Origin of the sequence: Sphingobium sp. (assembly GCF_049304695.1) — a bacterium.
Classification (GTDB): domain Bacteria; phylum Pseudomonadota; class Alphaproteobacteria; order Sphingomonadales; family Sphingomonadaceae; genus Sphingobium.
Window position 1 is genome coordinate 40,436 of the sequence record NZ_JBAQOK010000096.1, and the last position, 26,203, is coordinate 66,638.

The following is a 26,203-nucleotide window of genomic DNA, read 5'->3' on the forward strand; positions in this document are numbered from 1 at the left end:
CTCTAATGCTTTTGTTTTCTGGGAATGACATGCAGCACCGCGACGACGATGCCGCCGACGACCAGCCCGACGATCGCGCCGCCCACGGCGTTCACGACCCATTCGATCACCGCCCCGATGGCGGGCATGGCCTGCGCCGCGCCTTGCGCCAGATGCTCGATAGTGCCGGGGATCATGTCCCAGTGAAATTCGTGCAGGCCATGGACGATCAGCCCGCCCCCGACCCACAGCATCGCAGCGGTGCCGACGACGCTTAAGATGCCCATCAGGATTGGCATCGCCTTGACCAGACCGCGCCCGATGACGCGCATGGCGGCCGACGTGCGCTTGGCCAGATGCAGGCCGATATCGTCCATCTTCACGATCAGGCCGACGACGCCATAGACGCCCGCCGTTATCAGGATGGCGACGACGAATAGCACGATCGCCTGTTCCCAGATCGGCTTGTCCGCCACCGTGCCGAGCGAAATCGCCATGATTTCCCCTGACAGGATGAAGTCGGTGCGGATCGCGCTCGATACTTTCTGGTTTTCCAGCTCGGTCGAACTATGCGTTTCGAGCGCGGTTTCCGCCACGTCATGTCCGCCCTGCATAGCTTCGAGCAGCTTTTCGGCCGCTTCGTAACATAGGAACGCCCCGCCCAGCATCAGCAGCGGCGGCAGCAGCCAGGGCGCGAAGGCGCTGAGCAGCAGGGCGGCGGGCAGGAGGAACAGCAGCTTGTTGCGTAGCGATCCCTTTGCAATCTTCCAGATGATCGGCAATTCGCGGTCGGGGGTCAGGCCCATGACATAATTGGGAGTCACGGCGGCATCGTCGATGACAACGCCCGCCGCTTTCGTTCCCGCCTTGCCAGCGGCGGCGGCCACATCGTCCAGCGATGTAGCGGCAAGCCGTGCGATACCCGCCACGTCATCGAGCAGCGCGATCAGACCCGAAGGCATAGATGGAAGTCCCCTGTTATCAATGCGCGCGTCATAGGGATCGGGGCGCTACGCGGCAATCGCCTTTCCCCACCGGTTTAGAAATTGCCCGGCGGGTCGCTGGCGGGAAAGGATTCGTCGGACTGTTCGTCCACCACGTCCCAATCCTTATCCGCGATACCATGTTGCGGACCGGCGTCGCGCACAATGCCGGACGAGCCGACCGGTCCGCGATCATCGTGCGGTTGTCCATCGCCCATCCATTCACGCCACCCTTTGAGTGCGGCAAAGCCAAGGCCGGTGACGACGGCGAGTTTGATCAGTCCCTTCATAGTCCAAGCCCCTTTATGTTTGCCGATCGTGAGCAGGATGGAGATGGACCCAATCCGCACGATCACGACCGACGGCATCGGGCGACAGGGGCGCTTCGCCTTCTTCATCCGCACCGGCGGGCGGTTGATCGCTGGTGTGGACCGGAGTGTGCGTTCCGTCCCAACGCTGGCGTAGCGCGGCGTCGATCATCGCGCCCCATGTGGCGGTGTCGCCCGCCTCCCGCATCGCCGCGTCCGGTTCTTTGGCTAACGCCAATATGCTGCCTGCCTGTTCCACATGATCGGGCCAGCGGTTGGGGTCCGTGCCAGCCAGATGACGGGCGATGCGTTCGATAAGGGGGCGGGGTTCCATGGCAGTCGAACGCGCGGGCGTCAGGCGCGTTCCGCCCTATCGTAACGGTTGCGCATCGGCGCGGATGGGCAGTTCATGGCGAAGGAGGGCTTGGGTTTGGCTCACAAGCGTCCCCATAACAAAAAAGCCGCCCGTTGCGGGGCGGCTTTTCTATTTTGTGCCTGAAGAATAGGCTGCGAAAAAGGCTTACGCCTCTTCGGCTGGCTCTTCGTCCGCATCGGCCGAGGACGATGCGATCTCGCCTGGCTCTGCATTGGGATCGTAATCCTCAGTGAAGCCGCTTTCGTCCTTTTCGAACAGATCGGCCATCACGTCCACGCCTTGCGACTGGAGTTCGGCTTCTTCTGGCGAGCGGGCGACGTTCACCTGGATGGTGGTGACGACTTCAGGATGCAGCGCAACCTTGACGTCGAACACACCCAGCGTCTTGATCGGGCGTTCCAGCACGATCATCGCCTTGGTGACGTTGGTGACGTCCTGTGCATGCAGCGCTTCGAGGATGTCACGAACCGCAACCGAACCATAGAGCGCACCGGCGTTGGACGACTGGCGGATCAGGACGATCTGCTTGCCGTTCACGTCTCCGGCAGCCGCTTCCGCATCAGTGCGACGGGCAGCATTGTCGGCTTCGATACGCGCACGGTTGGCCTCGAACACCTTTTTATTGGCGTTGTTGGAGCGCAGCGCTTTTTTGTTCGGAAGCAGGAAGTTACGGGCGTAACCGTCCTTGACGGTCACGACGTCGCCGATGGCGCCGAGCTTCTCGATCCGTTCGAGGAGAATGATTTCCATGGGTATCTACTCCCTTACTTTACGATGTAGGGCAGCAGGCCCAGATGGCGGGCGCGCTTGATGGCCTGGGCCAGTTCGCGCTGCTTCTTGGCCGAAACGGCCGTGATGCGGCTGGGGACGATCTTGCCGCGTTCGGACACGAAGCCCTGAAGCAGACGTACGTCCTTATAGTCGATCTTCGGCGCATCCTTGGCGGCGAAGGGGCAGCTCTTGCGGCGGCGGAAAAATGGGCGTGCCATGTGTGTGTCTCCTTACTCGCCAGCGGTTTCTTCACGGCGCGGGCCGCGATCGCCACGGTCGCCGCGATCTTCGCGGGGACCACGATCACCGCGATCACCACGGTCGCCGCGAGGGCCGCGATCGCCACGGTCGGGGCGATCCTGCTTGCGCATCATGACCGACTGGCCAGCTTCCAGTTCATCGACCTTGACGGTCATGTAGCGGATGATGTCTTCGTTGATCTGGGTCTGACGCTCCAGTTCCGCGATCACGCCGCCGGGGGCGTCGATGTTCAGCATCACATAGTGAGCCTTGCGGTTCTTGGCGATCTTGTAGGCGAGCGAACGCAGGCCCCAGGTCTCGACCTTGGTTACTTTGCCCGCATTGTCTTCCACGATCTTGGTGGCGGTTTCCGCCAGCGCGTCCACCTGCGCCTGTGCCAGATCCTGGCGCGCAAGGAACACATGCTCGTACAGAGCCATGGTTATGCCTTTTCTGTTGGCCGATCGCTGACGTACGCCCCATGCGCAACGCCCCTCCGGCTGTCGTCTCGAATGTGTCGCACATGGGGCGAGTCACCCCGGACCCAATGCGAAGGCGCGCCTATGACGGAAAGGGGGGAGGAAGGCAAGGGGCGATCCCCCAAAGCGCCATTCGGGCCGAGTTTGTCGAAAGACCTGCACTTCCTTCTATCGCTTGAGGAAGAAGTGCGGCACTTCGACAGGCTCAGTGCGAACGGGAGAGGGTTAGCTTATGGCAGTCGCAATTGCAGCATTATCGCTGATCCTGCTGATGATCGCGGCCTATCGGGGCATGAGCGTCATCCTGATGGCGCCGCTGCTGGCGATGTTGGCCGTGTTCCTGACCGATCCTGCCGCCGTGCCCGCTGCGTTTTCTGGCCTGTTCATGGAAAAAGTCGCGACCTTCCTCAAACTCTACTTCCCCGTTTTCCTGCTGGGCGCGGTGTTCGGCAAGCTGGTGGAGATTTCCGGTTTTTCCCGCGCGATCGTGATTGCCGTCATTGGCTTCATTGGCGCAGGCAGGGCGATCCCGGCGATCATGGCGGTGACCGCGCTGCTCACCTATGGCGGGGTGTCGGTGTTCGTCGTCGTGTTCGCCGTCTATCCCTTCGCCGCCGAGATGTTTCGCCGGGCGGACATTCCCAAGCGGCTCGTGCCTGCGACTATCGGCCTTGGCGCGCTGACCTTCACCATGGATGCGCTGCCCGGTTCGCCGCAGATCCAGAACATCATTCCCGCCAGCTTTTTCGGCACGACGACCTGGGCTGCGCCGGTGCTGGGTGTTATCGGGTCAGCCTGTATCGTGGCGATGGGGCTGGCCTATCTGGGCTGGCGACGGCGGTCGATGATGGCGGCGGGGGAGGGCTATGGCGCGCCCGAAACGCTGGTGAACGAACCGGATAATGAGGGCGACGACGTGGCGGTGCATCCGATGATCGCCCTGTTGCCGCTGGTGGTGGTGGGCGTGGGCAACCTGCTGCTGACCTTGGCGATCCCGCGCTGGGTCGACAGCCCTCAGGTGACGCTGGCCCTGCCGGGCATGGCCGATCCGGTGACGGTGCAAGTGGCGCAGATGGCGGCGCTATGGGCGGTGGAAGGGGCTTTGCTGCTGGGGATCGCGACGATCCTGCTGTTTGCCTTTCGCACGGTCGCACACCGTTTCGCCGAAGGGTCGAAGGCGGCGGTCGGCGGCGCGTTGCTGGCGGGCATGAACACGGCGGTCGAATATGGTTTCGGCGCGGTCATCGCTGCGCTGCCCGGCTTCCTGATCGTCAAACAGGCACTGCGCGCCATCCCCAACCCGCTGATCAACGAAGCCATCACCGTGACATCGCTGGCCGGCATAACCGGGTCGGCATCGGGCGGCCTGTCGATCGCGCTGGCGGCCATGGCGGATCAATTTGCGGCAGCGGGCGATGCGGCGGGTATCCCGCGCGAAGTGCTGCACCGAGTCGCGTCGATGGCGTCGGGCGGCATGGACAGCCTGCCGCATAATGGCGCGGTCATCACCCTGCTGGCGGTGACCGGCCTTACCCATCGGCAGGCTTATAAGGATATTTTCGCCCTGACGCTCATCAAGACGGTGACGGTGTTCATCGTCATAGCCGTTTATTATGCGACCGGGCTGGTGTGATGCCGGTGCATTTCGGCTGATCCTATGAAGTGCGCGCTGGTCGTCGGCCCTGCCCGATGGAGCAGTGCGGCGACCTTATCCTTCAAATCGGGGCCGGAACTGGCTGGGTCGTCGAATGCCATCGCCCATTGCCCGAATTCCCGCGTTTCGATGGCCGTGTCGCGTAGCTTGACCAATGCTTGATGCCGTCCATCGCGTCTGATGCGATCATAGATCGGGTCCAGAGCGGCGGTCGGCCCTTCCAGCACCTGAAGAAAGCGCTTGCCATTGAACAGGAGCAGCCCGGTCACGTCCTGCGCCGCATTTCTTGGCGTGGACGCACTGGCGATGGCGGCGCATTCGACGGCGGTCATCTGCCCGGTCGCGCTGCTGATATACATGATTTGACGTAACGACATGAATGATCCTTTTGGCCCCCCGGCCTGAGACCTCTCCTACGCCCAATCCTTTAAAAACAGGTATTTGATCTCGATCATACTCCCCTACACGGCGACGCGCGCCCCGGAAGATGTCCGGGACGCGCGCCGTTTTCTGTCAGGATGATGGGGCGTTACCGGATCGCGCTGCCCACGACCGCGCCGATCAGGCCGCTGGTGATGGCGATCAACACCGCATCATTGCCCGAACGCACCCAGTGGTAACCGCGCGGCGGGGCCGACAGGCGGTAATCGCGATAGTTGTTCACGACGCGATAGTTGGTCGCATAGCGGCGGTCGAAACGCTGGCCCTTGGCCCAGCGGCGGTGCGATGCGACTGGTTTGCGCACGACGGTCTGCTTCTTGATGACGGTGCGGCCGTTGGGCTTGTGTTTTACGACAGTGCGGGTCTGTTCGTTCCGATGCTGTGGCCCATAGCCCTGCGCCTGTGCCTGCGCCGAGATGATCGGGCTGGCGACCAGCGTGGTGGTGGCCAGGGCGAAGAGAATTTTCTTGAACATTGCGTGTCTCCTTTACCGTGTTTCCGTGCGCCATGCCGTGGCGTCGAAGACAGAGATAAGGGGCAGTTGTCGCGAGGATGTGCCGGTTGGGGTAAAGATTGTCGGAAAATGTAACAGACTGAGATTTAAGCTGAATATCCGTTCAGAATAGGATGTTTTTGGGTCGTTTGGGCAAGGCGCGGCCCTGCTGCATCGGACAATATCCTGTTCCCCGGCCTTTCGCCGGGGAACATTGACTATTCGTGCCGCAGCGCGTCGATCGGGTTGAGCGCGGCGGCACGGCGGGCAGGGAAGTAGCCGAACACCACGCCGATCACGGCGGAAAAGAAGAAGGCGATCAGGTTGACCTTCAGGTCGAACAGGAACGGCACCTGCATCAGCGGCGCGATCGACACCGAAGCGACGAGCGCCAATGCCAGCCCGATCAGGCCGCCAAGGCACGAGAGCACGATTGCCTCCACCAGAAACTGCAACAACACTTCCCGCGCAACCGCGCCGATGGCGAGGCGGATGCCGATCTCGCGCGTCCGTTCCGTCACCGACACCAGCATGATATTCATGATGCCGATGCCGCCGACCAGCAGCGATATGGCCGCCACCGCGCCGACGATCTGCGTCAATATGGTGGTGGTGCCGGTCAGCGTGTCGCTGATCTGCTTGGTGTCGAAGACGTTGAAATTATCTTCCGCGCCCGGCTTGATCTGCCGCCGTTCGCGGACCAGCTGTTCCAGGCTGGCCTGCACGGCCGCGCTGTCATAGGCGTCGTCAACCGCGACCATGATCTGGCTGATGTCGCGATCGCCTGTGAAGCGGCGCTGCACGAATTTGATCGGCATGACGACGACATCGTCCTGATCGCCGAAACCGCCCTGACCGCGCGTGGAAAGCACGCCGATGATCTGGCAGGACACGCCCTTGATCCGCATCCGCTTGCCGACCGGCTCACCGCCCTGAAACAGGTTGGTGCGCACGGTATTGCCGATGATGCAGACCGGACGGCCCGCTTCCTCCTCCTCCGGCAGGAACAGGCGGCCGTCATTGACCTTCCACTGCTGCACTTCGGAATAGGCCGACGTGGTGCCATAAACGGTGGTGGACCAGTTATTGCCTTCGTAAATGGCCGTGCCGCTGGACTGCACCACCGGCGCGACCGCGCGCACGCCGGTCAGCTGGTTCTGGATGGCGGTCAGGTCCGCCGTTTTGAAATCGGGTGGGCGTGGCCCGCCACCGCCGCGACCAAAGCCCTGACCGGGGCGCAGTTGCAGGACATTGGCGCCCAGCGAACTGATCTGCTGCCGCACAGCCGCCGTCGCGCCATTGCCCAGCGTCACCATGGTCACCACCGCCGCCACGCCGATGATGATGCCCAGCGTGGTGAGGAAGCTGCGCAGCTTGTGCCGGTTGATCGCCCGAAAGGCGAGCGTGATCGTCGTGCCTAGCATGAATAATCAGACCCCACGTCCGTTCGGGCTGAGCGAAGTCGAAGCCTTCCACTGAGCTTGGCGAAGTGCTTCGCCATGCTCAGCATGGTCCTTCGACTTCGCTCAGGACGAACGGGAACTATGATACTCACGCCGCTACCCCCTGATCAATGCGTTCCACCATTCCGTCCTTGAAATGGACGATGGTGCGCGCGAAGGCGGCCATGTCGGGTTCGTGCGTGACCATCAACACCGTGATTCCGCTGTTGCGGTTAAGGTCGGTCAGCAATTCCATAATCTCCACCGACCGTTCCGAATCGAGATTGCCGGTCGGCTCGTCGGCCAGCAGCACGTCAGGGCTGGTCACGATCGCACGGGCGATGGCGACGCGCTGTTGCTGGCCCCCGGACAGTTCGGCAGGCGTATGGTCCCACCAGTCTTTCAGCCCCACCTTGTCCAGCGCCGCCATGCCCAGGTCATAGCGGGTCTTCTTGTCCTCGCCGCGATAGATGAGCGGCAGTTCTACATTTTCCAGCGCAGTCGTGCGCGACAGCAGATTGAACCCCTGAAACACGAAGCCAAGATAACGGCGGCGCAGCAGCGCGCGCTGGTCGCGGTCGAGCGATTCGACATGATGGCCCTTGAACAGAAATTGACCGTCGGACGGCACGTCCAGGCAGCCAAGAATGTTCATCGTGGTCGATTTGCCCGATCCCGACGGTCCCATGACCGCAACGAAATCACCCTGCGCGATGTCGAGGTCGATGCCTTTCAATGCCTGAAACGCCGTTGGGCCTGCGCCATAGACTTTGGTCACGCCGCGCAGGGATATGATGGGTTTGCCATCCATGGGCGTCAGGTTCCGCTCTGCCGTCCGGTGCCGCGCGTGGGCGCAGGCGCAGGCTGGCCACTGGCAGGCGCGACCGGTGCGGTTTCGGGCGCGCTGTCACCCGAATTGCCCAGTTTGCCCATGCTGGCGGGGCTGCCGTCAGTAGCGGGGTTGCGCGGGCCGCTGGACTTTGCGCCGACGTCAGCCTTGTCGCGCTGGTCCTCCGCCGGGGCTTCCTGTCCGGCGGCAAGCTGGCCGGTGATGACCCGCGCGCCCGCCTTCAGGTCGCCACCGGTGATCGCCGTGCGCGATCCGTCGCTGGCGCCCACCGTGACCTGCACGGCTTTGGGATCGCCTGCTTCGTCCAGCACATAGACGGTCTGGCTGCTGCCCGCGCCGAAACTGACCTGTCGTGTATTGCCGCCGCGCCGCATCCGGCCGGGGCCGGGCAGGACGCTGGCGATGCCACCGCCCTTCTTGCCTTCGCTGGGTTTGAAGCGCAGCGCGCTGTTGGGGACCAGCAGCACGTCGCGCAGTTCCTGCGTCACGATATCGGCTGTTGCGGTCATGCCGGGACGCAGCGTTTCGTCGTCATTATCGACCGACAGGACAGCGGTATAGGCGACGACCGTGCCAGCCGTGCTGCTGGTCGTCGTGGTCGTGGACGACGACGCGCTGCTGGCGTTAGAGCCGACATTGACGCGCGCGACCTTCGCCGGGAAGGTGCGGCCGGGGAAGGCGTCCACGGCAAAGTTGGCGGTCTGCCCGTCCTTCACCTGACCCACATCCGCTTCATCGACCGACACTTCGACCTCCATCTGGGTCAGGTCTTCGGCGATGGTAAAGAGGACAGGCGCGTTCAGCGACGCTGCAACGGTTTGGCCCGGTTCGATATCGCGCGACAGCACGACGCCGGTGACGGGCGACACGATCTGCGCGATCGACAGGTTCGTCTGTGCAGACGAAAGCTGCGCCCGTGATACGTCCACCTGCGCCTGCGCAGACCGCAGCGTGGCCAGCGCGCTGGTATAATTGGCGCGCGCGGTATCGATCTCGGTCTTGGCAGGCGCCTTGCCACCCGACAGCGCGAACACGTTGAGTTGCCGGTCCAGCGTCGCCTTGGCCAGCGCGGCCTGCGCCTGCGCCTGTGCGACGCTGGCCTGCGCCGACGAAACCTGCGCCTTGTTCTGGTTTATCGAATCGACCAGCCGACGGGTATCGAGTTCGGCCAGCCGCTGCCCCTTGGTCACGCGATCGTTGACATCGACATAGACGGCGGTGATCTTGCCCGATTGTTCGGACCCGACATCGACCTGATTGATGGGCTTGAGGTTGCCCGTGGCCGACACCGTGACGGTCAGGTCGCCGCGCCGCACTTCGCGAGTCGCATAATTGGGCTTGTCCTCGCTCCCGAAGCAGCGTGCCAGCAGCAGGATGAGGAGCAGCAGCGCGACCGCGATGCCGCCGCGGACCGCCCATTTGCGCCATGGCTTTTCCGGCTTCGCGCCCAGAAATTCGTCCAGCGACGGATCCGCGGCGGCGGTGTTGGTCACATCATTGCTCATCGACGTTGCTCATCCGGGCGGTTATCCATGCTCTGCCAGCCGCCACCCAGCGCATTATATAGCTGGGCGATGGCCAGAACCTCGTCGCTGCGGGCGGCAGCGAGGCTGTTGCGGGCGTTCAAAAGGGTGGTTTCGGTGGTGGACAATGTCTGGAAATCGACAAGGCCCGCCTGATACTGGCTGCGCGCGATGATCGCCGCGCTGTTCGATGCGTCATAGGCGATGGTGAACTGCGCCTTGCGCTCCCGCGCGCTCGACAGCGACGCCATCGCGTTTTCGACATCCTCCAGCGCGGTCAGCACGCTTTTCTTATAGGCGGCGAACGCGCCATCGGTCGCAGCCCGCTGAGCGCGCACCTGCGACGCGAGCCGTCCGCCGTCGAAGATCGTCTGCGCGACGTTGGCGAACACGCCGCCGGTAATCAGGCTGAACAGATCCTTGAAGGCGTTCGACGTGGTGCCGATGTTGCCGCTGATGCCCAGCGATGGATAAAGCTGCGCCTGCGCAACCCCGATCCGCGCGGTCGCGGCCGCCAGCGCCCGTTCGGTAGAGCGCACGTCTGGCCGCTGGCGCAACGTATCGGCGGGTATGCCGGTCGCGATCTGCACCGGCGCGACCGGAATGGGGGCGGGCGTTTCGAGCGCGCGGGTCGCTTCGCCCGGCGCCTGCCCCGTCAGTACGGCGATGCGGTTCAGGCTGGCTTTCAGATTGGCCTCGATCTGCGGAATGCTCGCACTGGTCTGCGCCAATTGCGCCCGCGCCTGATTCTCGTCCAGCGAGGACACAAGCCCGGCCTGCAACCGCCAGTTGGCGATGTTATAATTGTCCTGCTGCACCTGCTGGCTTGTCCGCGCTATCCGCAACTGTTCCTGCCCCAGCCGGGCCTGCACATAATTGGTCACCAGTTCGGCGATCAGCGTCATGCGCACATTGGCCAGATCATAGCCTGATGCGGCCAGGTCCGCGCGCGCCGCCTCGCTCGATCGGGCCAGTTCCCCGAACAGGTCGATTTGCCAGCTCGCGCTGGCGCTGCCCGAATAGCTGCTCGACCAGTTGCTAGCGCCCGTGCTGATGACGTTGCCATTGCCATCGACGCGGGTGCCGCCGGCCTGACTACGGTAATTTTTGCCGCCGCTCGCCGATCCGCTGACCTGCGGCAGGAAGGCGGCATTGGTCTGGGCCAGGCTTTCGCGCGCCTGCCGCAACCGCGCCTGTGCTGCCAAAATGTCGAGATTGTCGGCAACGGCCCTGTCGATCAGCGCGCTGAGCGTGGGATCGTTGAGCCGCGTCCACCAGCTTGCCAGATCGGCGTCGCTGACCGGCGTCGCAACGCCTGCGCTGAACGTGGCGGGGACGCCCAACGCAGCGGCCTGCGGCGGACGATAGTCCGGCCCGGCTGCGCACGCGGACAGGCTCAGCGCTGTCCCGGCAATCCATGCAATGCGATATCGCACCTTTTCCTAACACTCCGTCATCGTTAAAGGGGCGGCCACGCTGTCCTGCTGCAAAACGGGTCAGCCATGTGCGCACCCTGCCTGCCGCAGGGCCGTGTACGGCTCAATGGCATTTATGTCTCAAAGTGTAACGAGTTTGAAATCAGGCGTTTTTTTGATGGCGCCATGGATCAGGGGTTGGATGATGCGGGCTTTTCTTTTTCCGGGACAGGGCAGCCAGTCGGTCGGCATGGGCAAGGCGCTGGCCGACGCCAGCGCCGCCGCGCGCGAACTGTTTCAGGAAGTGGACGCAGCCCTGTCGCAAAATCTCTATCGCCTCATGGTCGAAGGGCCAGACAGCGACCTGACGCTGACGGAAAATGCCCAGCCAGCGATCATGGCGAACGCCATCGCCACGCTGCGGGTGATGGAAAAGGAGGGCGGCTTTTCCCTCGCGCAGAAGGGCGATTATGTCGCGGGCCACAGCCTTGGCGAATATAGCGCCCTGTGTGCCGTAGAGGCGTTTGACATTTCCACGACCGCGCGGCTGCTCAAGCTGCGCGGGCAGGCGATGCAGGCCGCCGTGCCGGTCGGGCAAGGCGCGATGGCGGCGCTATTGGGCGCGGACATCGACAAGGCGCAGGCGCTGGCCGACGCTGCGGCACAGGGCGAAGTCTGTACCGTGGCCAACGACAATGATCCTTCGCAGGTGGTGATTTCGGGCCATCGCGGTGCGATCGAGCGGGCGATCGAGATGGTGAAGGATCACGGCATCAAGCGCGGCATCCTGCTGCCGGTGTCCGCGCCCTTCCACTGCCCGCTGATGCAACCCGCCGCCGACGCGATGGAAGCCGCGCTGGCCAAGGTGACGATTCAGGCGCCGCTGCTGCCCGTCTACGCCAATGTACTGGCCGCGCCGATCGCCGACGCTGCCGAAATCCGGGCGCGGCTGGTGGAGCAGGTGACGGGCCGGGTGCGCTGGCGCGAATCCATCATCGCGATGTGGGATGCGGGCGTGACCGAGTTCGTCGAACTGGGCGGCAAGGTGCTCACCCCCATGGTCAAACGCATCGCCCCCGACGCGACCGTGCGCAGCATCATCACCATGGACGATATCGAAGCCGCGCTGGGCGCATTCTGATAGGATAGGGAATAAGAAAATGTTCGATCTAACAGGCATGACCGCGCTGGTGACGGGCGCATCGGGTGGCATCGGGTCATCCATCGCCAGGTCGCTGGCCGCGCAGGGCGCGACGCTGGCGCTGTCGGGCAGCAATGCCGATAAGCTCAAAGCCTTCGCCGCTGAACTGGGCGGCGATCACAAGAGTTTGGTGTGCAACCTTTCCGACCCTGCTTCGGTGGATGCGCTGGTGCCGCAAGCGGTCGAGGCGCTGGGCGGCAAGGTCGATATATTGGTCAACAATGCCGGCGTCACCCGCGATAACCTGATCCTGCGCATGAAGGATGAGGAATGGACGAGCGTTATTTCGGTCAATTTGGAGGCCGCATTCCGCCTGTGTCGCGCGGCCGCCAGGCCGATGATGAAGGCGCGCTTTGGCCGTATCATCTCCATCACCTCGGTCGTGGGCGTCACCGGCAATCCGGGGCAGGCCAATTATTGCGCGTCCAAGGCGGGCATTATCGGCATGTCCAAATCGCTGGGCCAGGAACTCGCCAGCCGGGGCATCACCGTCAACTGCGTCGCGCCCGGCTTCATCCGTTCGGCGATGACCGACGCGCTCAATGACGCGCAAAAAGGCGCGATCCTTCAGAAGATTCCGGTCGGCGATCTGGGTGACGGCGACGACATCGGCGCGGCGGTCGTTTATCTGGCCAGCCGGGAAGCAGGCTATGTCAACGGCCAGACGCTGCATGTGAATGGCGGGATGGCGATGATCTGACGGCGACCTGTCGAACCCGATATTTGCGGAAAGTCCGCGTAAAGTGAACAAAAGGGGCTTGGCGGCCTTGCCTCTTGCCTCTATCGGAGCTTGGCACTAGGGCTGCCTTAACGGTTGTTCATACCATCAACGATACCCAGTAGTCAGTAAGAAGGACCACTCATGAGTGAGACCGCGGATCGCGTAAAGAAAATCGTCGTCGAGCATCTGGGCGTTGAAGCCGAAAAGGTGACCGAGGATGCCAGCTTCATCGACGATCTGGGCGCAGACAGCCTGGACATCGTGGAACTGGTCATGGCGTTCGAAGAAGAATTCGGTGTCGAAATCCCCGACGATGCGGCTGAAAAGATCGGCACCGTCAAGGATGCGATCGACTATATCGACAGCAAGCAGTAAGGCGTTTCGCGGCCTGTCGCCCTCGGGCGGCGGTCGCATCGCGCGTTGAGAGAAACGGCTCCTCCAGTCCGGTGAACCCGGAGCGCGGGGAGCCTTTTCGTATCTGGCGCGCTGTTCCTAAATCCCGCGACAACGGGTAGGGAATGGCAATGCGCCCACAAGAAATTTTCGGAGCTAGGATATGCGTCGTGTCGTCGTAACCGGCCTTGGCATGGTCAGCCCGCTCGGCGGGGATGTCGAAACCACCTGGAAGAATATCATCGCGTCGAAATCCGGCGCGGCGACGATCACGCGGTTCGACCCCACCGACTATAAATGTCGGATCGCCTGCGAAGTGAAGCCCAAAGACCATGAATATGGCTATGACGCTTCGCTGGACGTCGATCACAAGATTCAGCGTCAGGTGGATCTGTTTATCGTGTTCGGTATCTCCGCCGCCAGCCAGGCGCTGCGCGATGCGGGCCTCGACAATATGAGCGAGGAAGATCGCCTGCGCGCTGGCTGTTCGATCGGTTCGGGCATCGGCGGCCTGCCGGGCATCGAAAGCGAATCCCTTGTGTTGGCGAACAAGGGGCCTAGCCGGGTCAGCCCGCACTTCGTTCATGGTCGCCTGATCAACCTGATCTCGGGTCAGGTCTCGATCAAATATGGCCTGATGGGTCCGAACCATGCCGTCGTCACTGCCTGTTCGACCGGCGCGCATTCGATCGGCGACGCCGCGCGGATGATCGCAATGGACGACGCTGACGTTATGCTGGCGGGCGGTGCGGAAAGCGCGATCTGCCCGATCGGCATCGCCGGTTTCGCACAGGCGCGAGCGCTCTCGACTGGCTTCAACGACGATCCTACCCGCGCCAGCCGCCCCTATGACGTCAACCGCGACGGTTTCGTCATGGGCGAAGGCGCAGGCGTGGTCGTGCTGGAGGAATATGAGCGGGCGAAGGCGCGCGGCGCGAAAATCTATGCCGAAGTGCTGGGTTACGGCCTGTCGGGCGATGCTTACCACGTCACTGCCCCGCATCCTGAAGGATCGGGCGCTTTCCGCTCGATGCAGATGGCGCTCAAAAAGTCGGGTCTGGCGCTGGAAGACATCGATTATGTCAATGCGCACGGCACGTCGACGCCGCTGGGCGACGAACTGGAACTGGGCGCGGTCCGCCGCCTGTTCGGTGACCAGATCGGTCATATGTCGATGAGCTCCACCAAGTCCGCCATCGGCCATCTGCTGGGTGGCGCGGGCGCGGTGGAGAGCATCTTCTGCATATTGGCCATGCGCGACGGTATCGTGCCGCCGACGCTCAACCTCGACAACCCCAGCGAAAGCTGCCTGGGCGTCGATCTGGTTCCCCATGTCGCCAAGGAACGCAAGGTGCGCGCGGTGTTGAACAATTCGTTCGGCTTCGGCGGTACAAACGCATCGCTCATCATGAAGGCGATCTGATGTGTCAATCCTCCCCTTGTAGGGGAGGTGGCACGCGTAGCGTGACGGAGGGGTGTCACCCTATAGAGAGCATGACACCCCTCCGTCTGGCCTTTGGCCATCCACCTCCCGTTGCAGGGGAGGATCATATGGATGGCGGGTCCATCCTGTCTCTGGTCGGGCGGTTATGATGATGGCAAGACGATCGGCAAATCCCATGCGCCGCTTAGGCTGTATCATTCTACTGATCGGCCTTGCCGTCGCAGCCTTCGTGGGCTTTCGCTTCGTCTATGGATGGAGCGAGCAGGGACCGGCGACCCGCCAAATCAGTATCACCGTACCCGAAGGCGCAACGCTGTCCGACGCGGCCGTCCTGCTGAAACAGGCAGGCGCAGTGCGCTCTGCCGATGCTTTCCTGACTAGGGCCAGGATTTTCGGTGGATCGCGCCCGATCAAGGCGGGCGAGTTCGTCATTCCCGCCAAATCCAGCAACAGCGCGATTATCTCCATCCTGCAGGGTGGCAAGACGCTCACCCGCCTCGTCACCATCCCTGAAGGCATGCCCTCGCTGCTGGTCCATGAACGGCTGATGGCCAATGAGGAACTGACCGGCGCCATCGCCATTCCGCAAGAAGGCAGCGTCTTGCCCGACAGCTATGCCTTTGACAAAGGCGAACCGCGCGCCGCCGTCCTCAAACGGATGCAGGCGGCGATGACGCGCGAACTGGCCAAACTATGGGCTGGACGCGCCAAGGACACGGTCGCCAAAACGCCGCGCGAAGCGATCATCCTCGCCAGCATCGTAGAAAAGGAAACCGCCGTACCGGCTGAACGGCCGATGGTGGCGGGTGTCTATGGCAACCGCCTGCGCACCAATATGATGTTGCAGGCTGATCCGACGATCATCTACCCGATCACGCGCGGCAAGCCGCTGGGCCGCCGCATCCGCAAATCGGAAATCGCAGCGGTCAATGATTACAACACCTATGCCATGGTCGGATTGCCCAAAGGGCCGATCGCCAATCCGGGTTCCTTGTCGATTCTGGCGGTGCTGCACCCGGCTCCGACCAAGGCGCTCTATTTCGTGGCGGATGGCAAGGGCGGGCATATCTTTGCCGACACCTATCAGCAGCATAATGAAAATGTACGAAAATGGTTTGAAATCAGGCGCGCGCGGGGTGAGCTTTGACACTCACCGCAACATGCTCCTGACGACCAGAAACCGCGCATAAAGCCATTGCAGGATCGCCACCGTGATAATGAAGGCCGGGAAGGTCGCGCTGCTCGCACCCTTCACCGCCAGCAGGTCGGTGCCCAGAAACATATAGGCAAACTGGATGACGACCGCGATCATCGAAGCCAGGAACAGGGTTGCCGCGCCAGCCTTGCGCATAAACAGTAAGATCGCGCCGACCATTCCAGCCCCCACGGCGATTGCATAAGCGACCCAGACCCAGACCGGCATCATCGCAAAAGCATGCGCGGTGGTTGGGTCGGTCAGCGCCAGCGTGTCGAGGTCGGCGCTATATTGCATGGCAAAGGCGGCGACCCCGATCAGGTTCCACAGCAGCAGGATGACAGCGATCGGCGTGACGAAGCGCGTTGCGTTCATGATGGATACCCTCTCCCTTTTTTCGCGCTCTCCATTGCGGGTGCGTCGCATGGATCATACGGCCGTCATGCAGCACGCGAAAGCGGGCAATATCCTTACGAGGGAGACGACCATGCTCGAACGATCCGTACCCAATGTAACGCTCAAGACGCGGGTCCGCGACGACAGTATAGAGGGACCGAACCCCTTCCGCTGGCAGGATGTGGAAACCGGCGATTTGTTCGCGGGCAAGCGGGTGGTGGTGTTTTCGCTCCCCGGCGCCTTCACGCCGACCTGCTCGACCGAACAATGCCCCGCGTTCGAGCGGTTCTACGATGATTTCAAGGCGCAGGGCGTGGACGATGTCTACTGCATTTCCGTCAATGACAGTTTCGTCATGTACCAGTGGGGCAAGCATCTGGGCGTCAGGAATGTGAAGCTGCTGCCCGATGGATCGGGTGATTTCACCCGCCGCATGGGCATGTTGATCAAGAAGGATCATCTGGGCTTTGGCGATCGCAGCTGGCGCTACGCAATGGTGGTCGATGACGGCAAGATCGTCGCCTGGTTCGAGGAACCGGGGATCAACGACATCGGCGAAGATGATGACCCCTATGGCGAAACCCGTCCCGAACCAGTGCTGGACTGGTTAAAGGCGCGCGCGGCTGCCTGACGAACCGGCCTCCATCGTCCGCCCCGCGCCCATCATCGTGACCGCGTTGATGGGCGCGGCGGACTTTGCATGGGCGGACGCCCTGCGCCGCGCGCATTTCCCGCCCGATCGCAATGTCCTGTCCGCCCATATCACGCTGTTCCACCATTTGCCGCCATCGGCGCTGGATGAAGTGGCGCGCAGGTTGAAGGCCTTTTGCCGCGGTCCTGCACCGGGCGCGCGGCTGGCTGACGTCATGATGTTGGGGCAGGGGGTCGCCTATCGCATCGACAGTCCGGAACTCATGGCGATCCGCGACGATCTGGCCGACGCCTTTACCGGCCTGCTCACCCCGCAGGATCAGGCACGGCCCCGCCTGCATGTGACGGTGCAGAATAAGGTCAAGCCCGCTGAGGCGAAAGCGCTGGCGGATGCGCTGCGTGTAGAGTTCCAACCCCGCCCGTTCGCGATCGCGGGCCTCGCTGCCTGGCATTATCGCGGCGGCCCGTGGGACTTGGCGACAAAAGCGATGTTTAGAGGTTAGCGTGCCTGGCGAAATTCCTTCGCCTATACAATCAGGATTTCATGTCTCGCTGATCCACACTTCTACCGGCGTCGCGCTCTGCTTAAGCGCGAGCCGGATGGGGAGTTCTTCTATCGGGCCGTCTGACAGCGCGCGGTCATAGACGGTTTTCTTCGCGTCGCCGCCGATTTGCAGGAAGATGTGGCGGGCGCTCAGGATCGCGCTGGCGGTAAGGGACAGGCGCTGGTGCGGGGCAGCCGGAGGCGTAACGGCGATGGTGCGCGCTTGGCTGCTCAGGCCGTCGGCCAGTTCCTTTGCCTGCGGGAAAAGCGAGGCAGTGTGGCCGTCTTCGCCCATGCCCAGCAAAACGATATCGAGCGGCCAGGGCAGGGTGGTGAAAGCCTCCTCCACCGCCGCCTGTCCGGCATAGGCATCGGCGGCAGCATTCTTCATCGGCACGAAACGGGCAGCGGCCGCCGCGCCGGTCAGCAGGGTTTCGCGCAGCAGTCGTTCGTTGCTGTCGGCATGGTCCGGCGCGACCCAGCGTTCATCGACCAGCGTGACGACGACCTTGTCCCAGTCGAGCGGGGTCAGGGCCAGCGCCGCGAGCACAGGCTTGGGCGATCGGCCCCCGGACAGGGCGATGGCGGCGGCTCCGCGCGTGGCGATGGCGGCGGCCAGCACATCGGCGATGCGGGCAGCCAGGTTCGCGGCGGCGCCCTCTGCGTCGATGAAGGCATGTTCGATGGGCATGGGGTTACTCCGCGCTGTCGGCTGGTGTGGGGGCGGCTGGGGTGAGTTCGGGCAGGGTGCAGATGTCGATCCATTGCGCGCCGGTCAGGTCCGCGAGCCGGGCGGGGCTGAGTTCGACTGATGCCGTGCGTGACCCTGCGGCCGGAAAGACGGTGGCGAAATCACGCAGGGATATGTCGCAATAGACGGGCAGGGCAGTCGGCAGGCCGAAGGGGCAGACGCCACCGATCGGGTGGCCCGTGATCGCCTCCACCTCATCCGCGCCCAGCATACGGGGCTTTGCGCCGAGCGCGGCCTTCGCCTTGCCATTGTTCAGCCGTGCGTCGCCGCGAGTGCAGACCAGCGCCACGCCGTCGCCGACACGCAGCGACAGCGTCTTGGCAATGCGGGCGGGTTCGACGCCCAGCGCCTGTGCCGCCTCCAGCACGGTCGCGGTGCTGACGCCCTGATCGATGATCGCGACATCGGGCGCGTGGGTGGCAAGGAAGGCGCGGACGGAGGCTTCGCTCATGAGTGATGGCTCATATTTAGACCTAAATCCGTTCGCCCTGAGCCTGTCGAAGGGCTTTTCTTATTTCAGAAAAGAGAGAGGCTTCGACAAGCTCAGCCCGAACGGAGTTGGGATGGTTATCTTTCGCTCAGCTTCCGCTCCCATGCCAGCGCATGATTCACGATCAGGTCCAGGTCCGCATAGCGCGGTTCCCAGGGGAAGGTCGCGAGAATCGCGCTGTTGTCGGAGATGAGGGCGGGGGGGTCGCCCGCGCGGCGCGGCTGCATGACGCGTTCGATTGTCATGTTGGTGACGCGATCGACCGCATCCAGCACTTCGAGCACGGAAAAACCCCGGCCATAGCCGCAGTTGAGCAGATGGCTGCGCTTGGGGTCGGCGATCAGGGCTTCGAGCGCGAGGACGTGGGCGGCGGCGAGATCGCTGACGTGGATATAGTCGCGCACCCCGGTGCCGTCGGGCGTGTCGAAATCGGTGCCGAACACGCCGACGCTGGTGCGCTTGCCCAGCGCTGCTTCGACCGCGACCTTGATAAGGTGGGTCGCGCCTGCGGTCGATTGGCCGCTGCGCCCCTGCGGGTCCGCGCCCGCGACGTTGAAGTAACGCAGCGCGCAAAAGTTCATCGGATGCGCCGCCGCGACGTCACGCAGCATATATTCGGTCATGAGTTTGGACATGCCGTAAGGATTGATCGGCCGTTGCGCCGTAGTCTCTTTCACCGGGCTTTCCTCCGGCGTGCCATAAGTCGCAGCGGTGGAAGAGAAGATGAAGTGGGGGACGCCGACCCTGACCGCACTGTCGATCAGGTCGCGGGTCTTGGCGCTGTTATTATGATAATATTTCAGAGGGTTCTCGACGGACTCTGGCACGACGACAGAGCCGGCGAAGTGCATGATCGCCTTGATATCATGGTCGCGCAGGGTCGCTTCTACCAGCGGCTGGTCGGCGATGTCGCCACGCACCAGCGGCACGTCGGCAGGCACGGCCCAGTCGAAGCCAGTGACCAGATTGTCGATGACGACCACGCCATAGCCCGCGTCTTTCAGCGCCAGCACGGCATGGCTGCCGATATAGCCTGCGCCGCCAGTGACGAGGACGGTTGGTTTGGTCGTCATATGCTCACCCCATAAACCTGCCTGTTCCCGCGCAGGCGGGAACCCAGTCCGGACGTTGGAGCTGGGTTTCCGCCTGCGCGGGAACATGATGTCGGGCAAGACCTAAACGAGGGGCGTTACGATTTACAGTCTTTTCATGCCGCCTTTGCAGCGGGGACGGGACGGTAGAATGTCGTGCCGCTCGCTGCCATGTCGCGCAGTTGCTGGGTAGGTGCAAAGCGGTCGCCATGGGCGGCGGTCAGGCGATCCAGCACGTCAACGACATGGGCGATACCGACCGTGTCCATATGCGCAAACGGCCCGCCCGTGTAGGGCGCAAAGCCCCAGCCGAAGATCGCACCGATGTCGCCATCTTCGGGCGTTTCCAGCACGCCCTCCTCGAAACAGCGAGCGCATTCGACCAACTGGCGGTAGAGGAGGCGTTCCTTCACCGCCTCCACATTGGGCTGTTCGGTGGCGCGGGGGAAGCTGTCGGCAATGCCCGGCCACAGCATTTTCTTGCCGCCTTCGGGATAGTCGTACCAGCCCTTGCCATTTTTGCGGCCCAGCCGGTCCATCTCGACCATCTTCGTCATCACGTCGTCGGAACGCTGCACGACATAGGCGTCGCCCAGTTCCTTCCTGGCGGCGGTCATGACCTTATAGCCCAGTTCGATCGACACTTCGTCGCTGACGGCGAGCGGGCCGACCGGCATGCCAAGCTGCTTGCCCGCATTTTCGATCAGTGCCGGGTTGATCCCTTCGGCGACCAGCTCCGCGCCTTCCTGCACATAGGTGCCGAAACAGCGGGATGTGTAGAAACCGCGCGAGTCATTGACGACGATCGGCGTTTTCTTGATCTGCGCGACGAAATCCAGCGCCTTGGCAATGGCGGCGGGGCCGGTGTCCTTGCCCAGGATGATTTCCACCAGCGGCATTTTTTCGACCGGCGAGAAGAAATGGACGCCGATAAAATTGGCCGGCTTGCTCCACGCCTGCGCCAGCTTCGTGATGGGCAGGGTGGAAGTGTTGGAACCAAAGATGACGTCCGGTCCCAGCACCGCCTCGACCTGTTTCGTGACCTCCGCCTTGATCGCGACATCTTCGAACACGGCTTCGATCACGAAGTCGGCTCCGGCGAGGTCGGCATAATCGGCGGTCGGCGTGACGCGAGCCAGCGTCGCAGCCAGCTTTTCGGGCGTCATGCCACGGCCCAGACGCTTGGTCAGCACGGCCTCGACATGGGCCTTGCCCTTTTGCGCATAGGCAATGTCGCGGTCGAACAGGACGACGTCCATGCCCGCCTGCGCGGCGACGGTGGCGATGCCCGCACCCATCATGCCTGCGCCCAGCATGGCGAGCTTGGTCGTCGGTGCCTTGGGCTGGTCCTTGGGGCGGCGCGCGCCGCGTTCGGCGGCGTTCTTGTTGACGAACAGGCTGCGGATCATGTTGCTGGCCTGCGGATCGGCGGCGACCTTCGCGAAATATTTGCTTTCGATGCGGATCGCCCGGTCGAATGGCAGGGTGATGCCTTCATAGACCGCCGACAGCAGCGCGATGGGGGCGTTCATGTTGCGCTGCGTCTGCTTGAGCGTCATCGGCAGTGCGCCCGCCATCGTCTGCACGAAGCCGGGGTTGAAGCCGCCTGCGCCACCCGGAACCTTGAAACCCTTGACGTCCCACGGCTGGGTCGTGGCGGTCGGGTTGGCCTTCACCCAATCGCGCGCGGCCTGCACCGCCGTGCCCTGTGGCACGACCTGATCAACGACCTTCATCATCGCGGCGTCGGCGGGGCGGAACATCTTGCCCTGCAGCATGTACATCAGCGACGCCTGCACGCCCATGATCCGCGGCAGGCGCTGCGATCCGCCGCCGCCGGGGAACAGGCCGATCAGGATTTCGGGCAGGCCAAGCTGCGTCTTCGGGCTGTCGCCCACGATCCGGCGATGGCAGGCGAGCGCGAGTTCGAAGCCGCCACCCACGCACGTCCCCTCGATCGCGCAGGCGACCGGCTTGCCACAGGTTTCGAGGCGTCGGAACAGCTGGTTGAGCACGAACACCTTGTCGAAGATGGCGGCGGGGGCTGGGGCGGAACCGCCCTCATTGGCCAGCATCGACCCGAAATATTTCAGGTCCATGCCCGCCATGAAACCGCTGTCCTTGCCCGACGCGATCACCGCGCCCTTGATCCCGTCCTCGGAAGCGATGCGGGTGATGGCGGTATCCAGGTCGGCCAGAAAGTCGGGGCCGATAACGTTCATCGACTGGCCCGGCACGTCGATGGTCAGGGTGGCGATGCCGTCGGCGTCGATGTCGAAATTGATGGTCTGCATGATGATGCTGCCTCTTGAAAATCCGTTCGGGCTGAGCTTGTCGAAGCCTTCTACTTTTCTTGAAGAAAGAAAGGCCCTTCGACAGGCTCAGGGCGAACGGGAAAGGGGGTCAGATACGTTCGATGATGATGCCGGTGCCCATGCCTGCGCCCACGCACAGGTTGATGAGCGCGGTGCCCTTGCCCGTCCGTTCCAGTTCGTCGAGCGCGGTGCCCAGCACCATCGCGCCGGTCGCGCCGAGCGGATGGCCCATGGCGATCGCGCCGCCATTGACGTTGATCCGGTCGTGGTCGAGGTTCATCGCCTGCATGTAGCGCAGCACGACGCTGGCGAAGGCTTCGTTGAGTTCCCACAGGTCGATGTCGGCGGTGGTCATGCCCGCACGCGACAACAGCTTGCCCGCGACGAACTCCGGGCCAGTGAGCATGATGAGCGGTTCGGACCCGACAGACGCCATCGCCCGGATGCGGGCGCGGGGTTTGAGGCCATATTTGTCGCCGATATCCTTGCTGCCGACCAGCACGGCGGCAGCGCCATCGACGATGCCGCTGCTGTTCCCGGCATGATGGACATGATTGACCCGCTCCAGTTCGGGATAGCGCAGCAGCGCGACGGTATCGAAACCGGGCATGTCTTCGCCCAGCGCGGTGAAAGCGGGCTTGAGGCTGCCGAGCGACTGCATCGTCGCGTCAGGGCGCATATGTTCGTCATGGTCCAGGACGATCTGGCCGATCACATCCTTCACCGGGACGATCGACTTGGCGAAGCGGCCCGCGTCCCACGCGGCCTTGGCCCGGCGCTGACTTTCCACGGCATAGGCATCGACGTCATCACGGCTGATGCCGAATTTGGTGGCGATCACGTCTGCGCCAATCCCCTGCGGCGCGAAATAGGTCTTGTAGGCGACCGCCGGGTCCATCGCCCATGCGCCGCCGTCCGACGCCATGGGCACGCGGCTCATGGATTCCACGCCGCCGCCGATTGCGAACTGCGCTTCGCCTGAATAGACCTTGGCGGCCGCGATGTTCACTGCCTCCAGCCCCGAAGCGCAGAAGCGGTTGACCTGCACGCCCGGCACGGTCTGGGCATAATCGGCGTTCAGCACCGCGACGCGGGCGATGTCCGCGCCCTGTTCGCCCACGGGGCTGACGCAGCCCAGGATGACGTCATCCACGTCGGCGGTGTCGATGGCGCTACGATCGCGGATCGCTTCGAGCACCTGCGTCGCGAGCTGGATCGGGGTTATTTCGTGCAACGAGCCGTCGGCCTTGCCCCGGCCGCGCGGCGTCCTGACCGCATCGTAGATATAGGCTTCCATGTCCGTACAATCCTCTCCGTGGGCCGCCCTGTCAGGCGCGCCGGATACGGGCATGAATGTATTTACGTTTACGTAAAGTGCAAGCGGAAATGCCGCCAAACCCATGCGCATCCCCCCGCCGTAGCGGAAGGGCATATGTTCAACAGTGCGATGAGCTGTGGTCCTCACTCAGGAAGTCGCGACCGGGTGTTCGTATCTGGACGCACGGTAAGGATATGAAAAGAGCTGAGTCGGGGGTTTGACGCCCGTGCCATATTCGGCTTCATGGGGGCCGTGCCAGAGTCAGAATTCCAGTCCGCACCGCCGCCGTCGCCTTTGTCCATCCCGATCTTTCGTTCGATCTGGATAGCCAGTCTGGCGTCCAATTTCGGCGGGCTGATCCAGTCGGTCGGTGCGGCGTGGATGATGACGTCGCTGGGCGCGTCGCCGCAACTGATCGCGCTGGTCCCCGCCGCCACGACGCTGCCGATCATGCTATTGTCCCTGTGGGCGGGCGCGGTCGCCGACAATCTGGACCGGCGCAAGGTGATGATCATCTGCCAGATGACGATGCTGCTGGTGTCGGCGGCGCTGGCGGTCGCGGCCTGGGCCGGGGCGATCACGCCATGGCTGCTGCTGGCTTTCACATTCGTGCTGGGGTGCGCGACTGCGGTCAACGGCCCGGCCTGGCAGGCGTCGGTCGGTGACATGGTGCCGCGTTCAGTGCTGCCCAACGCAGTGGCGCTCAATTCCATGGGGTTCAACATCGCGCGCAGCGTTGGCCCGGCACTGGGCGGTGTGATCGTCGCTGTGGCGGGCGCGGCTGCGGCGTTCGTGACCAACGCGGTGTCCTATATCGGGCTGCTGGCCGTGCTGGCGCGCTGGCGACCGGACCTGCCGCCCAAGCTGTTGCCGCGCGAACGGCTGGGCGTCGCGATGGGGGCAGGGGTGCGCTATGTCGCGATGTCGCCCAATATCCAGCTGGTGCTGTTGCGCAGCGCCGCCTTTGGCGTGGGGGCCAGCGCTGTGTCGGCGCTGATGCCGCTGGTCGCGCGCGATCTGCTTCAGGGCGGGGCGCTGACGTTCGGCATGACCAGCGGGGCGTTTGGCGTCGGCGCCGTGGCAGGCGCGCTGTCCACCCGACCCCTGCGCGCACGCTATTCGATCGAAACGATCGTGCGATCGGCGGCGCTGGTGCTGGCACTTGGCACGTCGGTTACGGGGTTGAGCAGTGCGTTGCCGATCGCGCTGGCAGGTTACCTGCTGGCAGGGGCAGGATGGGTCATGGCGCTGTCGACCTTCAACGTGTCGGTGCAGATGTCCGCGCCGCGATGGGTCGTGGCGCGGGCGGTGTCGCTGTACCAGATGTCGGCGTTCGGCGGCATGGCGGTTGGCGCGTGGACATTCGGGTGGATCGCTGAAACTTACGGTGTCGTAGATGCCCTTCATGCGTCGGCTGCCGTGCAATTGGTCGCGGCCCTGATCGGCCTGTGGCGACCCTTGCGGCAGACGGGTGACGATAATCTGGACCTACAGAACAGCTGGCGCGAACCCGATACGCAGGTGCCGGTGGAACCACGCAGCGGGCCGGTTGTCGTGACCATCGAATATCGCATTCCGGCAGGGTCGGTCGTTCCGTTCCTTTCCGCGATGAGCGAGAGGCGGCGTATCCGGCGACGCGATGGAGCACATGGATGGTCGTTGATGCGCGATGTCGGCGAACCGGACCTGTGGGTGGAACGCTATCATGTATCGACCTGGCTGGACTATGTCCGGCATAACCAGCGGCGCACGGTGGCCGACATCGCCAATAGCGAGGCGATCCATGCCTTGCATGACAGTCCCAACCCGCCCGTCGTTCACCGGTTGCTGGAGCGGCAGACCGGATCGCTGCCGATCAGTCGTGGACCTGATCCACGCGAAATGGGCGATGGGATGACCGATCCCACCCGGTCCAGTTGATGCGCCCTTTGCCGATGCGGATTGAAACGCTTACAGGTCTTGCCGATGGATGATATTGGACAAGAGGCGGGTCGGCCCGCCGCGACCGTGGTGATCGTGCGCGAGAGGCTTGATAGGCCGCCGGAATTTTTGATGATGGAACGCGCGTCGACCATGGCCTTTGCTGCTGGGGCGCTGGTGTTTCCCGGTGGCGCGGTCGATCCGTCCGATCATGCGCTGGCCGCGCGGATCGACCATGGCCTGGACGCGGACGAAGCGGCTGCACGCATTGCGGCGATCCGCGAGACGATCGAGGAAAGCGGACTGGGCATCGGGCTGGCGGGGCTGGTCGATGCGGCGATGGTGGCGGCGATCCGGGCTGGACTGGATGAGGGGCGGACGCTGGGCGACCTGATGGAAGCGCATGGCGTCGCCCTGGCGCTGGATCGGATCATACCCTTCGCGCGCTGGCATCCGGCGGTTTGGGATAAGGTGCGCCGTGTCTATGACACGCGCTTTTATCTGACGCGTGCGCCCGATGGGCAGGCCGCCAGCGTTGATACGACCGAGAATGTGCATCTGTTCTGGAGCAGCGCGATAGCGACGCTGGCGCGGTGTGACGCGGGCGAGGGAAAGATCATTTTCCCGACCCGGCGCAATCTGGAACGGCTGGCGCGACATGTCAGCTATGCTGAACTGGTTGCCCATGCCGCCGCGCATCCGGTGGAAACGATCCGCCCGTGGAAGGAGGAGCGCGACGGTGAGACGCATTTGTGCATCCCGGCGCATCTGGGATATCCGGTCACATCGGAACCTTTCGAACGGGTCCGGCGTGGTTAG

Annotated in this window: 28 protein-coding genes; 10 read left to right on the plus strand and 18 right to left on the minus strand. The window is 63.4% G+C overall.

The annotated features are described in order from the left end of the window. Nucleotides 1-2: 2 nt before the first annotated feature. The 6 genes from WA070_RS19560 to rpsF all read right to left on the minus strand — a co-directional run bounded on the left by WA070_RS19560 (nt 3) and on the right by rpsF (nt 3,097). Nucleotides 3-941 carry a DUF808 domain-containing protein gene (locus WA070_RS19560; protein WP_422635586.1) on the minus strand — a complete coding sequence of 313 codons (939 nt, stop codon included), beginning with the start codon at nt 939-941 and terminating at the stop codon, nt 3-5. A 77-nt stretch (nt 942-1,018) separates the two neighbouring features. Further along, on the minus strand, nt 1,019-1,252 hold the full coding sequence (locus tag WA070_RS19565; RefSeq protein WP_422635587.1) for a hypothetical protein: 234 nt from the start codon (nt 1,250-1,252) through the stop codon (nt 1,019-1,021). A 13-nt stretch (nt 1,253-1,265) separates the two neighbouring features. After that, entirely contained in the window at nt 1,266-1,604 is a 339-nt protein-coding gene (locus WA070_RS19570; RefSeq protein WP_422635588.1) for a hypothetical protein, read from the minus strand. Between the two features lie 186 nt (nt 1,605-1,790). Further along, nucleotides 1,791-2,396, minus strand: a complete 606-nt coding sequence (rplI, locus tag WA070_RS19575) for a 50S ribosomal protein L9 (protein ID WP_422635589.1) — start codon at nt 2,394-2,396, stop codon at nt 1,791-1,793. A 14-nt stretch (nt 2,397-2,410) separates the two neighbouring features. Further along, nucleotides 2,411-2,635 carry a 30S ribosomal protein S18 gene (gene rpsR / locus WA070_RS19580; protein WP_004212076.1) on the minus strand — a complete coding sequence of 75 codons (225 nt, stop codon included), beginning with the start codon at nt 2,633-2,635 and terminating at the stop codon, nt 2,411-2,413. Nucleotides 2,636-2,647: 12 nt separating this feature from the next. Further along, on the minus strand, nt 2,648-3,097 hold the full coding sequence (gene rpsF, locus WA070_RS19585; protein WP_422635590.1) for a 30S ribosomal protein S6: 450 nt from the start codon (nt 3,095-3,097) through the stop codon (nt 2,648-2,650). Between the two features lie 271 nt (nt 3,098-3,368). Between rpsF and WA070_RS19590 the strand changes: the two genes are divergently transcribed. Next, nucleotides 3,369-4,769, plus strand: coding sequence for a GntP family permease (locus tag WA070_RS19590; RefSeq protein ID WP_422635591.1), 1,401 nt, complete (start codon nt 3,369-3,371; stop codon nt 4,767-4,769). Here WA070_RS19590 and WA070_RS19595 read toward each other — a convergent pair. From WA070_RS19595 to WA070_RS19620, 6 genes are all read right to left on the minus strand, one after another. Further along, nucleotides 4,748-5,167 (minus strand): BLUF domain-containing protein, encoded by a 420-nt coding sequence (locus tag WA070_RS19595; RefSeq protein WP_422635592.1) that lies wholly within the window; start codon nt 5,165-5,167, stop codon nt 4,748-4,750. The genes WA070_RS19590 and WA070_RS19595 overlap by 22 nt on opposite strands. Nucleotides 5,168-5,319: 152 nt before the next feature. Beyond that, on the minus strand, nt 5,320-5,706 hold the full coding sequence (locus WA070_RS19600) for an RcnB family protein (protein WP_422635593.1): 387 nt from the start codon (nt 5,704-5,706) through the stop codon (nt 5,320-5,322). Between the two features lie 236 nt (nt 5,707-5,942). After that, the gene (locus tag WA070_RS19605) at nt 5,943-7,148 is read right to left on the minus strand and encodes an ABC transporter permease (protein WP_422635594.1); all 1,206 of its coding nucleotides are present in this window, start codon (nt 7,146-7,148) and stop codon (nt 5,943-5,945) included. A gap of 127 nt (nt 7,149-7,275) precedes the next feature. After that, nucleotides 7,276-7,977 (minus strand): ABC transporter ATP-binding protein, encoded by a 702-nt coding sequence (locus WA070_RS19610; RefSeq protein WP_422635595.1) that lies wholly within the window; start codon nt 7,975-7,977, stop codon nt 7,276-7,278. 5 nt (nt 7,978-7,982) lie between these two features. Next, nucleotides 7,983-9,521, minus strand: a complete 1,539-nt coding sequence (locus WA070_RS19615) for an efflux RND transporter periplasmic adaptor subunit (protein WP_422635596.1) — start codon at nt 9,519-9,521, stop codon at nt 7,983-7,985. After that, entirely contained in the window at nt 9,518-10,975 is a 1,458-nt protein-coding gene (locus WA070_RS19620) for an efflux transporter outer membrane subunit (protein WP_422635597.1), read from the minus strand. The genes WA070_RS19615 and WA070_RS19620 overlap by 4 nt, the downstream gene beginning before the upstream one ends. 184 nt (nt 10,976-11,159) lie before the next feature. Here WA070_RS19620 and fabD point away from each other — a divergent pair, with 184 nt between their 5' ends. From fabD to mltG, 5 genes are all read left to right on the plus strand, one after another. Continuing rightward, nucleotides 11,160-12,095, plus strand: a complete 936-nt coding sequence (gene fabD, locus WA070_RS19625; RefSeq protein WP_422635659.1) for an ACP S-malonyltransferase — start codon at nt 11,160-11,162, stop codon at nt 12,093-12,095. Nucleotides 12,096-12,114: 19 nt separating this feature from the next. Then, entirely contained in the window at nt 12,115-12,855 is a 741-nt protein-coding gene (gene fabG, locus WA070_RS19630) for a 3-oxoacyl-[acyl-carrier-protein] reductase (protein WP_422635598.1), read from the plus strand. Between the two features lie 162 nt (nt 12,856-13,017). Continuing rightward, entirely contained in the window at nt 13,018-13,251 is a 234-nt protein-coding gene (locus tag WA070_RS19635) for an acyl carrier protein (RefSeq protein ID WP_006950224.1), read from the plus strand. A 181-nt stretch (nt 13,252-13,432) separates the two neighbouring features. Next, nucleotides 13,433-14,692, plus strand: a complete 1,260-nt coding sequence (fabF, locus tag WA070_RS19640; RefSeq protein ID WP_422635599.1) for a beta-ketoacyl-ACP synthase II — start codon at nt 13,433-13,435, stop codon at nt 14,690-14,692. 196 nt (nt 14,693-14,888) lie between these two features. Then, a complete protein-coding gene (mltG, locus tag WA070_RS19645; RefSeq protein ID WP_422635600.1) occupies nt 14,889-15,860 on the plus strand; it encodes an endolytic transglycosylase MltG in 972 nt (323 codons plus the stop codon). 3 nt (nt 15,861-15,863) lie between these two features. Here mltG and WA070_RS19650 read toward each other — a convergent pair whose 3' ends face one another. After that, nucleotides 15,864-16,283, minus strand: a complete 420-nt coding sequence (locus WA070_RS19650) for a sugar transporter (protein WP_422635601.1) — start codon at nt 16,281-16,283, stop codon at nt 15,864-15,866. A gap of 112 nt (nt 16,284-16,395) precedes the next feature. Between WA070_RS19650 and WA070_RS19655 the strand changes: the two genes are divergently transcribed. Beyond that, complete coding sequence (locus WA070_RS19655; protein WP_422635602.1) at nt 16,396-16,935, plus strand: peroxiredoxin; 540 nt, start codon at nt 16,396-16,398, stop codon at nt 16,933-16,935. 49 nt (nt 16,936-16,984) lie between these two features. Continuing rightward, entirely contained in the window at nt 16,985-17,458 is a 474-nt protein-coding gene (locus tag WA070_RS19660) for a 2'-5' RNA ligase family protein (RefSeq protein ID WP_422635660.1), read from the plus strand. A gap of 39 nt (nt 17,459-17,497) precedes the next feature. Here the strand turns inward: WA070_RS19660 and pgl are convergent, their stop codons facing one another. The 5 genes from pgl to WA070_RS19685 all read right to left on the minus strand — a co-directional run bounded on the left by pgl (nt 17,498) and on the right by WA070_RS19685 (nt 23,443). Beyond that, complete coding sequence (gene pgl / locus WA070_RS19665; protein WP_422635603.1) at nt 17,498-18,190, minus strand: 6-phosphogluconolactonase; 693 nt, start codon at nt 18,188-18,190, stop codon at nt 17,498-17,500. 4 nt (nt 18,191-18,194) lie between these two features. After that, complete coding sequence (locus tag WA070_RS19670) at nt 18,195-18,701, minus strand: YbaK/EbsC family protein (protein WP_422635604.1); 507 nt, start codon at nt 18,699-18,701, stop codon at nt 18,195-18,197. Between the two features lie 116 nt (nt 18,702-18,817). After that, nucleotides 18,818-19,813, minus strand: a complete 996-nt coding sequence (gene galE, locus WA070_RS19675; protein WP_422635605.1) for a UDP-glucose 4-epimerase GalE — start codon at nt 19,811-19,813, stop codon at nt 18,818-18,820. Between the two features lie 134 nt (nt 19,814-19,947). Then, nucleotides 19,948-22,125, minus strand: a complete 2,178-nt coding sequence (locus WA070_RS19680; protein WP_422635606.1) for a 3-hydroxyacyl-CoA dehydrogenase NAD-binding domain-containing protein — start codon at nt 22,123-22,125, stop codon at nt 19,948-19,950. Nucleotides 22,126-22,234: 109 nt separating this feature from the next. After that, the gene (locus WA070_RS19685) at nt 22,235-23,443 is read right to left on the minus strand and encodes an acetyl-CoA C-acetyltransferase (protein ID WP_422635607.1); all 1,209 of its coding nucleotides are present in this window, start codon (nt 23,441-23,443) and stop codon (nt 22,235-22,237) included. 264 nt (nt 23,444-23,707) lie between these two features. On the opposite strand from WA070_RS19685, the gene WA070_RS19690 reads away from it, so the two are divergent. Continuing rightward, a complete protein-coding gene (locus tag WA070_RS19690) occupies nt 23,708-25,384 on the plus strand; it encodes an MFS transporter (protein ID WP_422635608.1) in 1,677 nt (558 codons plus the stop codon). Nucleotides 25,385-25,429: 45 nt separating this feature from the next. Further along, nucleotides 25,430-26,203 carry an NUDIX hydrolase gene (locus WA070_RS19695; RefSeq protein WP_422635609.1) on the plus strand — a complete coding sequence of 258 codons (774 nt, stop codon included), beginning with the start codon at nt 25,430-25,432 and terminating at the stop codon, nt 26,201-26,203.

Bases quoted from the DNA above. Each gene is read 5' to 3' on its own strand.
- WA070_RS19660 (WP_422635660.1), top strand. From the start codon at position 16,985: ATGGGCGCGGCGGACTTTGCATGGGCGGACGCCCTGCGCCGCGCGCAT.
- WA070_RS19670 (WP_422635604.1), bottom strand. From the start codon at position 18,701: ATGAGCGAAGCCTCCGTCCGCGCCTTCCTTGCCACCCACGCGCCCGAT.
- fabG (WP_422635598.1), top strand. From the start codon at position 12,115: ATGTTCGATCTAACAGGCATGACCGCGCTGGTGACGGGCGCATCGGGT.
- rplI (WP_422635589.1), bottom strand. From the start codon at position 2,396: ATGGAAATCATTCTCCTCGAACGGATCGAGAAGCTCGGCGCCATCGGC.
- WA070_RS19570 (WP_422635588.1), bottom strand. From the start codon at position 1,604: ATGGAACCCCGCCCCCTTATCGAACGCATCGCCCGTCATCTGGCTGGC.
- WA070_RS19565 (WP_422635587.1), bottom strand. From the start codon at position 1,252: ATGAAGGGACTGATCAAACTCGCCGTCGTCACCGGCCTTGGCTTTGCC.
- WA070_RS19650 (WP_422635601.1), bottom strand. From the start codon at position 16,283: ATGAACGCAACGCGCTTCGTCACGCCGATCGCTGTCATCCTGCTGCTG.
- WA070_RS19690 (WP_422635608.1), top strand. From the start codon at position 23,708: ATGGGGGCCGTGCCAGAGTCAGAATTCCAGTCCGCACCGCCGCCGTCG.
- fabF (WP_422635599.1), top strand. From the start codon at position 13,433: ATGCGTCGTGTCGTCGTAACCGGCCTTGGCATGGTCAGCCCGCTCGGC.
- mltG (WP_422635600.1), top strand. From the start codon at position 14,889: ATGCGCCGCTTAGGCTGTATCATTCTACTGATCGGCCTTGCCGTCGCA.
- WA070_RS19615 (WP_422635596.1), bottom strand. From the start codon at position 9,521: ATGAGCAATGATGTGACCAACACCGCCGCCGCGGATCCGTCGCTGGAC.
- rpsR (WP_004212076.1), bottom strand. From the start codon at position 2,635: ATGGCACGCCCATTTTTCCGCCGCCGCAAGAGCTGCCCCTTCGCCGCC.
- WA070_RS19685 (WP_422635607.1), bottom strand. From the start codon at position 23,443: ATGGAAGCCTATATCTACGATGCGGTCAGGACGCCGCGCGGCCGGGGC.
- WA070_RS19610 (WP_422635595.1), bottom strand. From the start codon at position 7,977: ATGGATGGCAAACCCATCATATCCCTGCGCGGCGTGACCAAAGTCTAT.
- WA070_RS19695 (WP_422635609.1), top strand. From the start codon at position 25,430: ATGGATGATATTGGACAAGAGGCGGGTCGGCCCGCCGCGACCGTGGTG.
- WA070_RS19600 (WP_422635593.1), bottom strand. From the start codon at position 5,706: ATGTTCAAGAAAATTCTCTTCGCCCTGGCCACCACCACGCTGGTCGCC.
- galE (WP_422635605.1), bottom strand. From the start codon at position 19,813: ATGACGACCAAACCAACCGTCCTCGTCACTGGCGGCGCAGGCTATATC.
- WA070_RS19635 (WP_006950224.1), top strand. From the start codon at position 13,018: ATGAGTGAGACCGCGGATCGCGTAAAGAAAATCGTCGTCGAGCATCTG.
- pgl (WP_422635603.1), bottom strand. From the start codon at position 18,190: ATGCCCATCGAACATGCCTTCATCGACGCAGAGGGCGCCGCCGCGAAC.
- WA070_RS19680 (WP_422635606.1), bottom strand. From the start codon at position 22,125: ATGCAGACCATCAATTTCGACATCGACGCCGACGGCATCGCCACCCTG.
- fabD (WP_422635659.1), top strand. From the start codon at position 11,160: ATGCGGGCTTTTCTTTTTCCGGGACAGGGCAGCCAGTCGGTCGGCATG.
- WA070_RS19655 (WP_422635602.1), top strand. From the start codon at position 16,396: ATGCTCGAACGATCCGTACCCAATGTAACGCTCAAGACGCGGGTCCGC.
- WA070_RS19605 (WP_422635594.1), bottom strand. From the start codon at position 7,148: ATGCTAGGCACGACGATCACGCTCGCCTTTCGGGCGATCAACCGGCAC.
- rpsF (WP_422635590.1), bottom strand. From the start codon at position 3,097: ATGGCTCTGTACGAGCATGTGTTCCTTGCGCGCCAGGATCTGGCACAG.
- WA070_RS19590 (WP_422635591.1), top strand. From the start codon at position 3,369: ATGGCAGTCGCAATTGCAGCATTATCGCTGATCCTGCTGATGATCGCG.
- WA070_RS19595 (WP_422635592.1), bottom strand. From the start codon at position 5,167: ATGTCGTTACGTCAAATCATGTATATCAGCAGCGCGACCGGGCAGATG.
- WA070_RS19560 (WP_422635586.1), bottom strand. From the start codon at position 941: ATGCCTTCGGGTCTGATCGCGCTGCTCGATGACGTGGCGGGTATCGCA.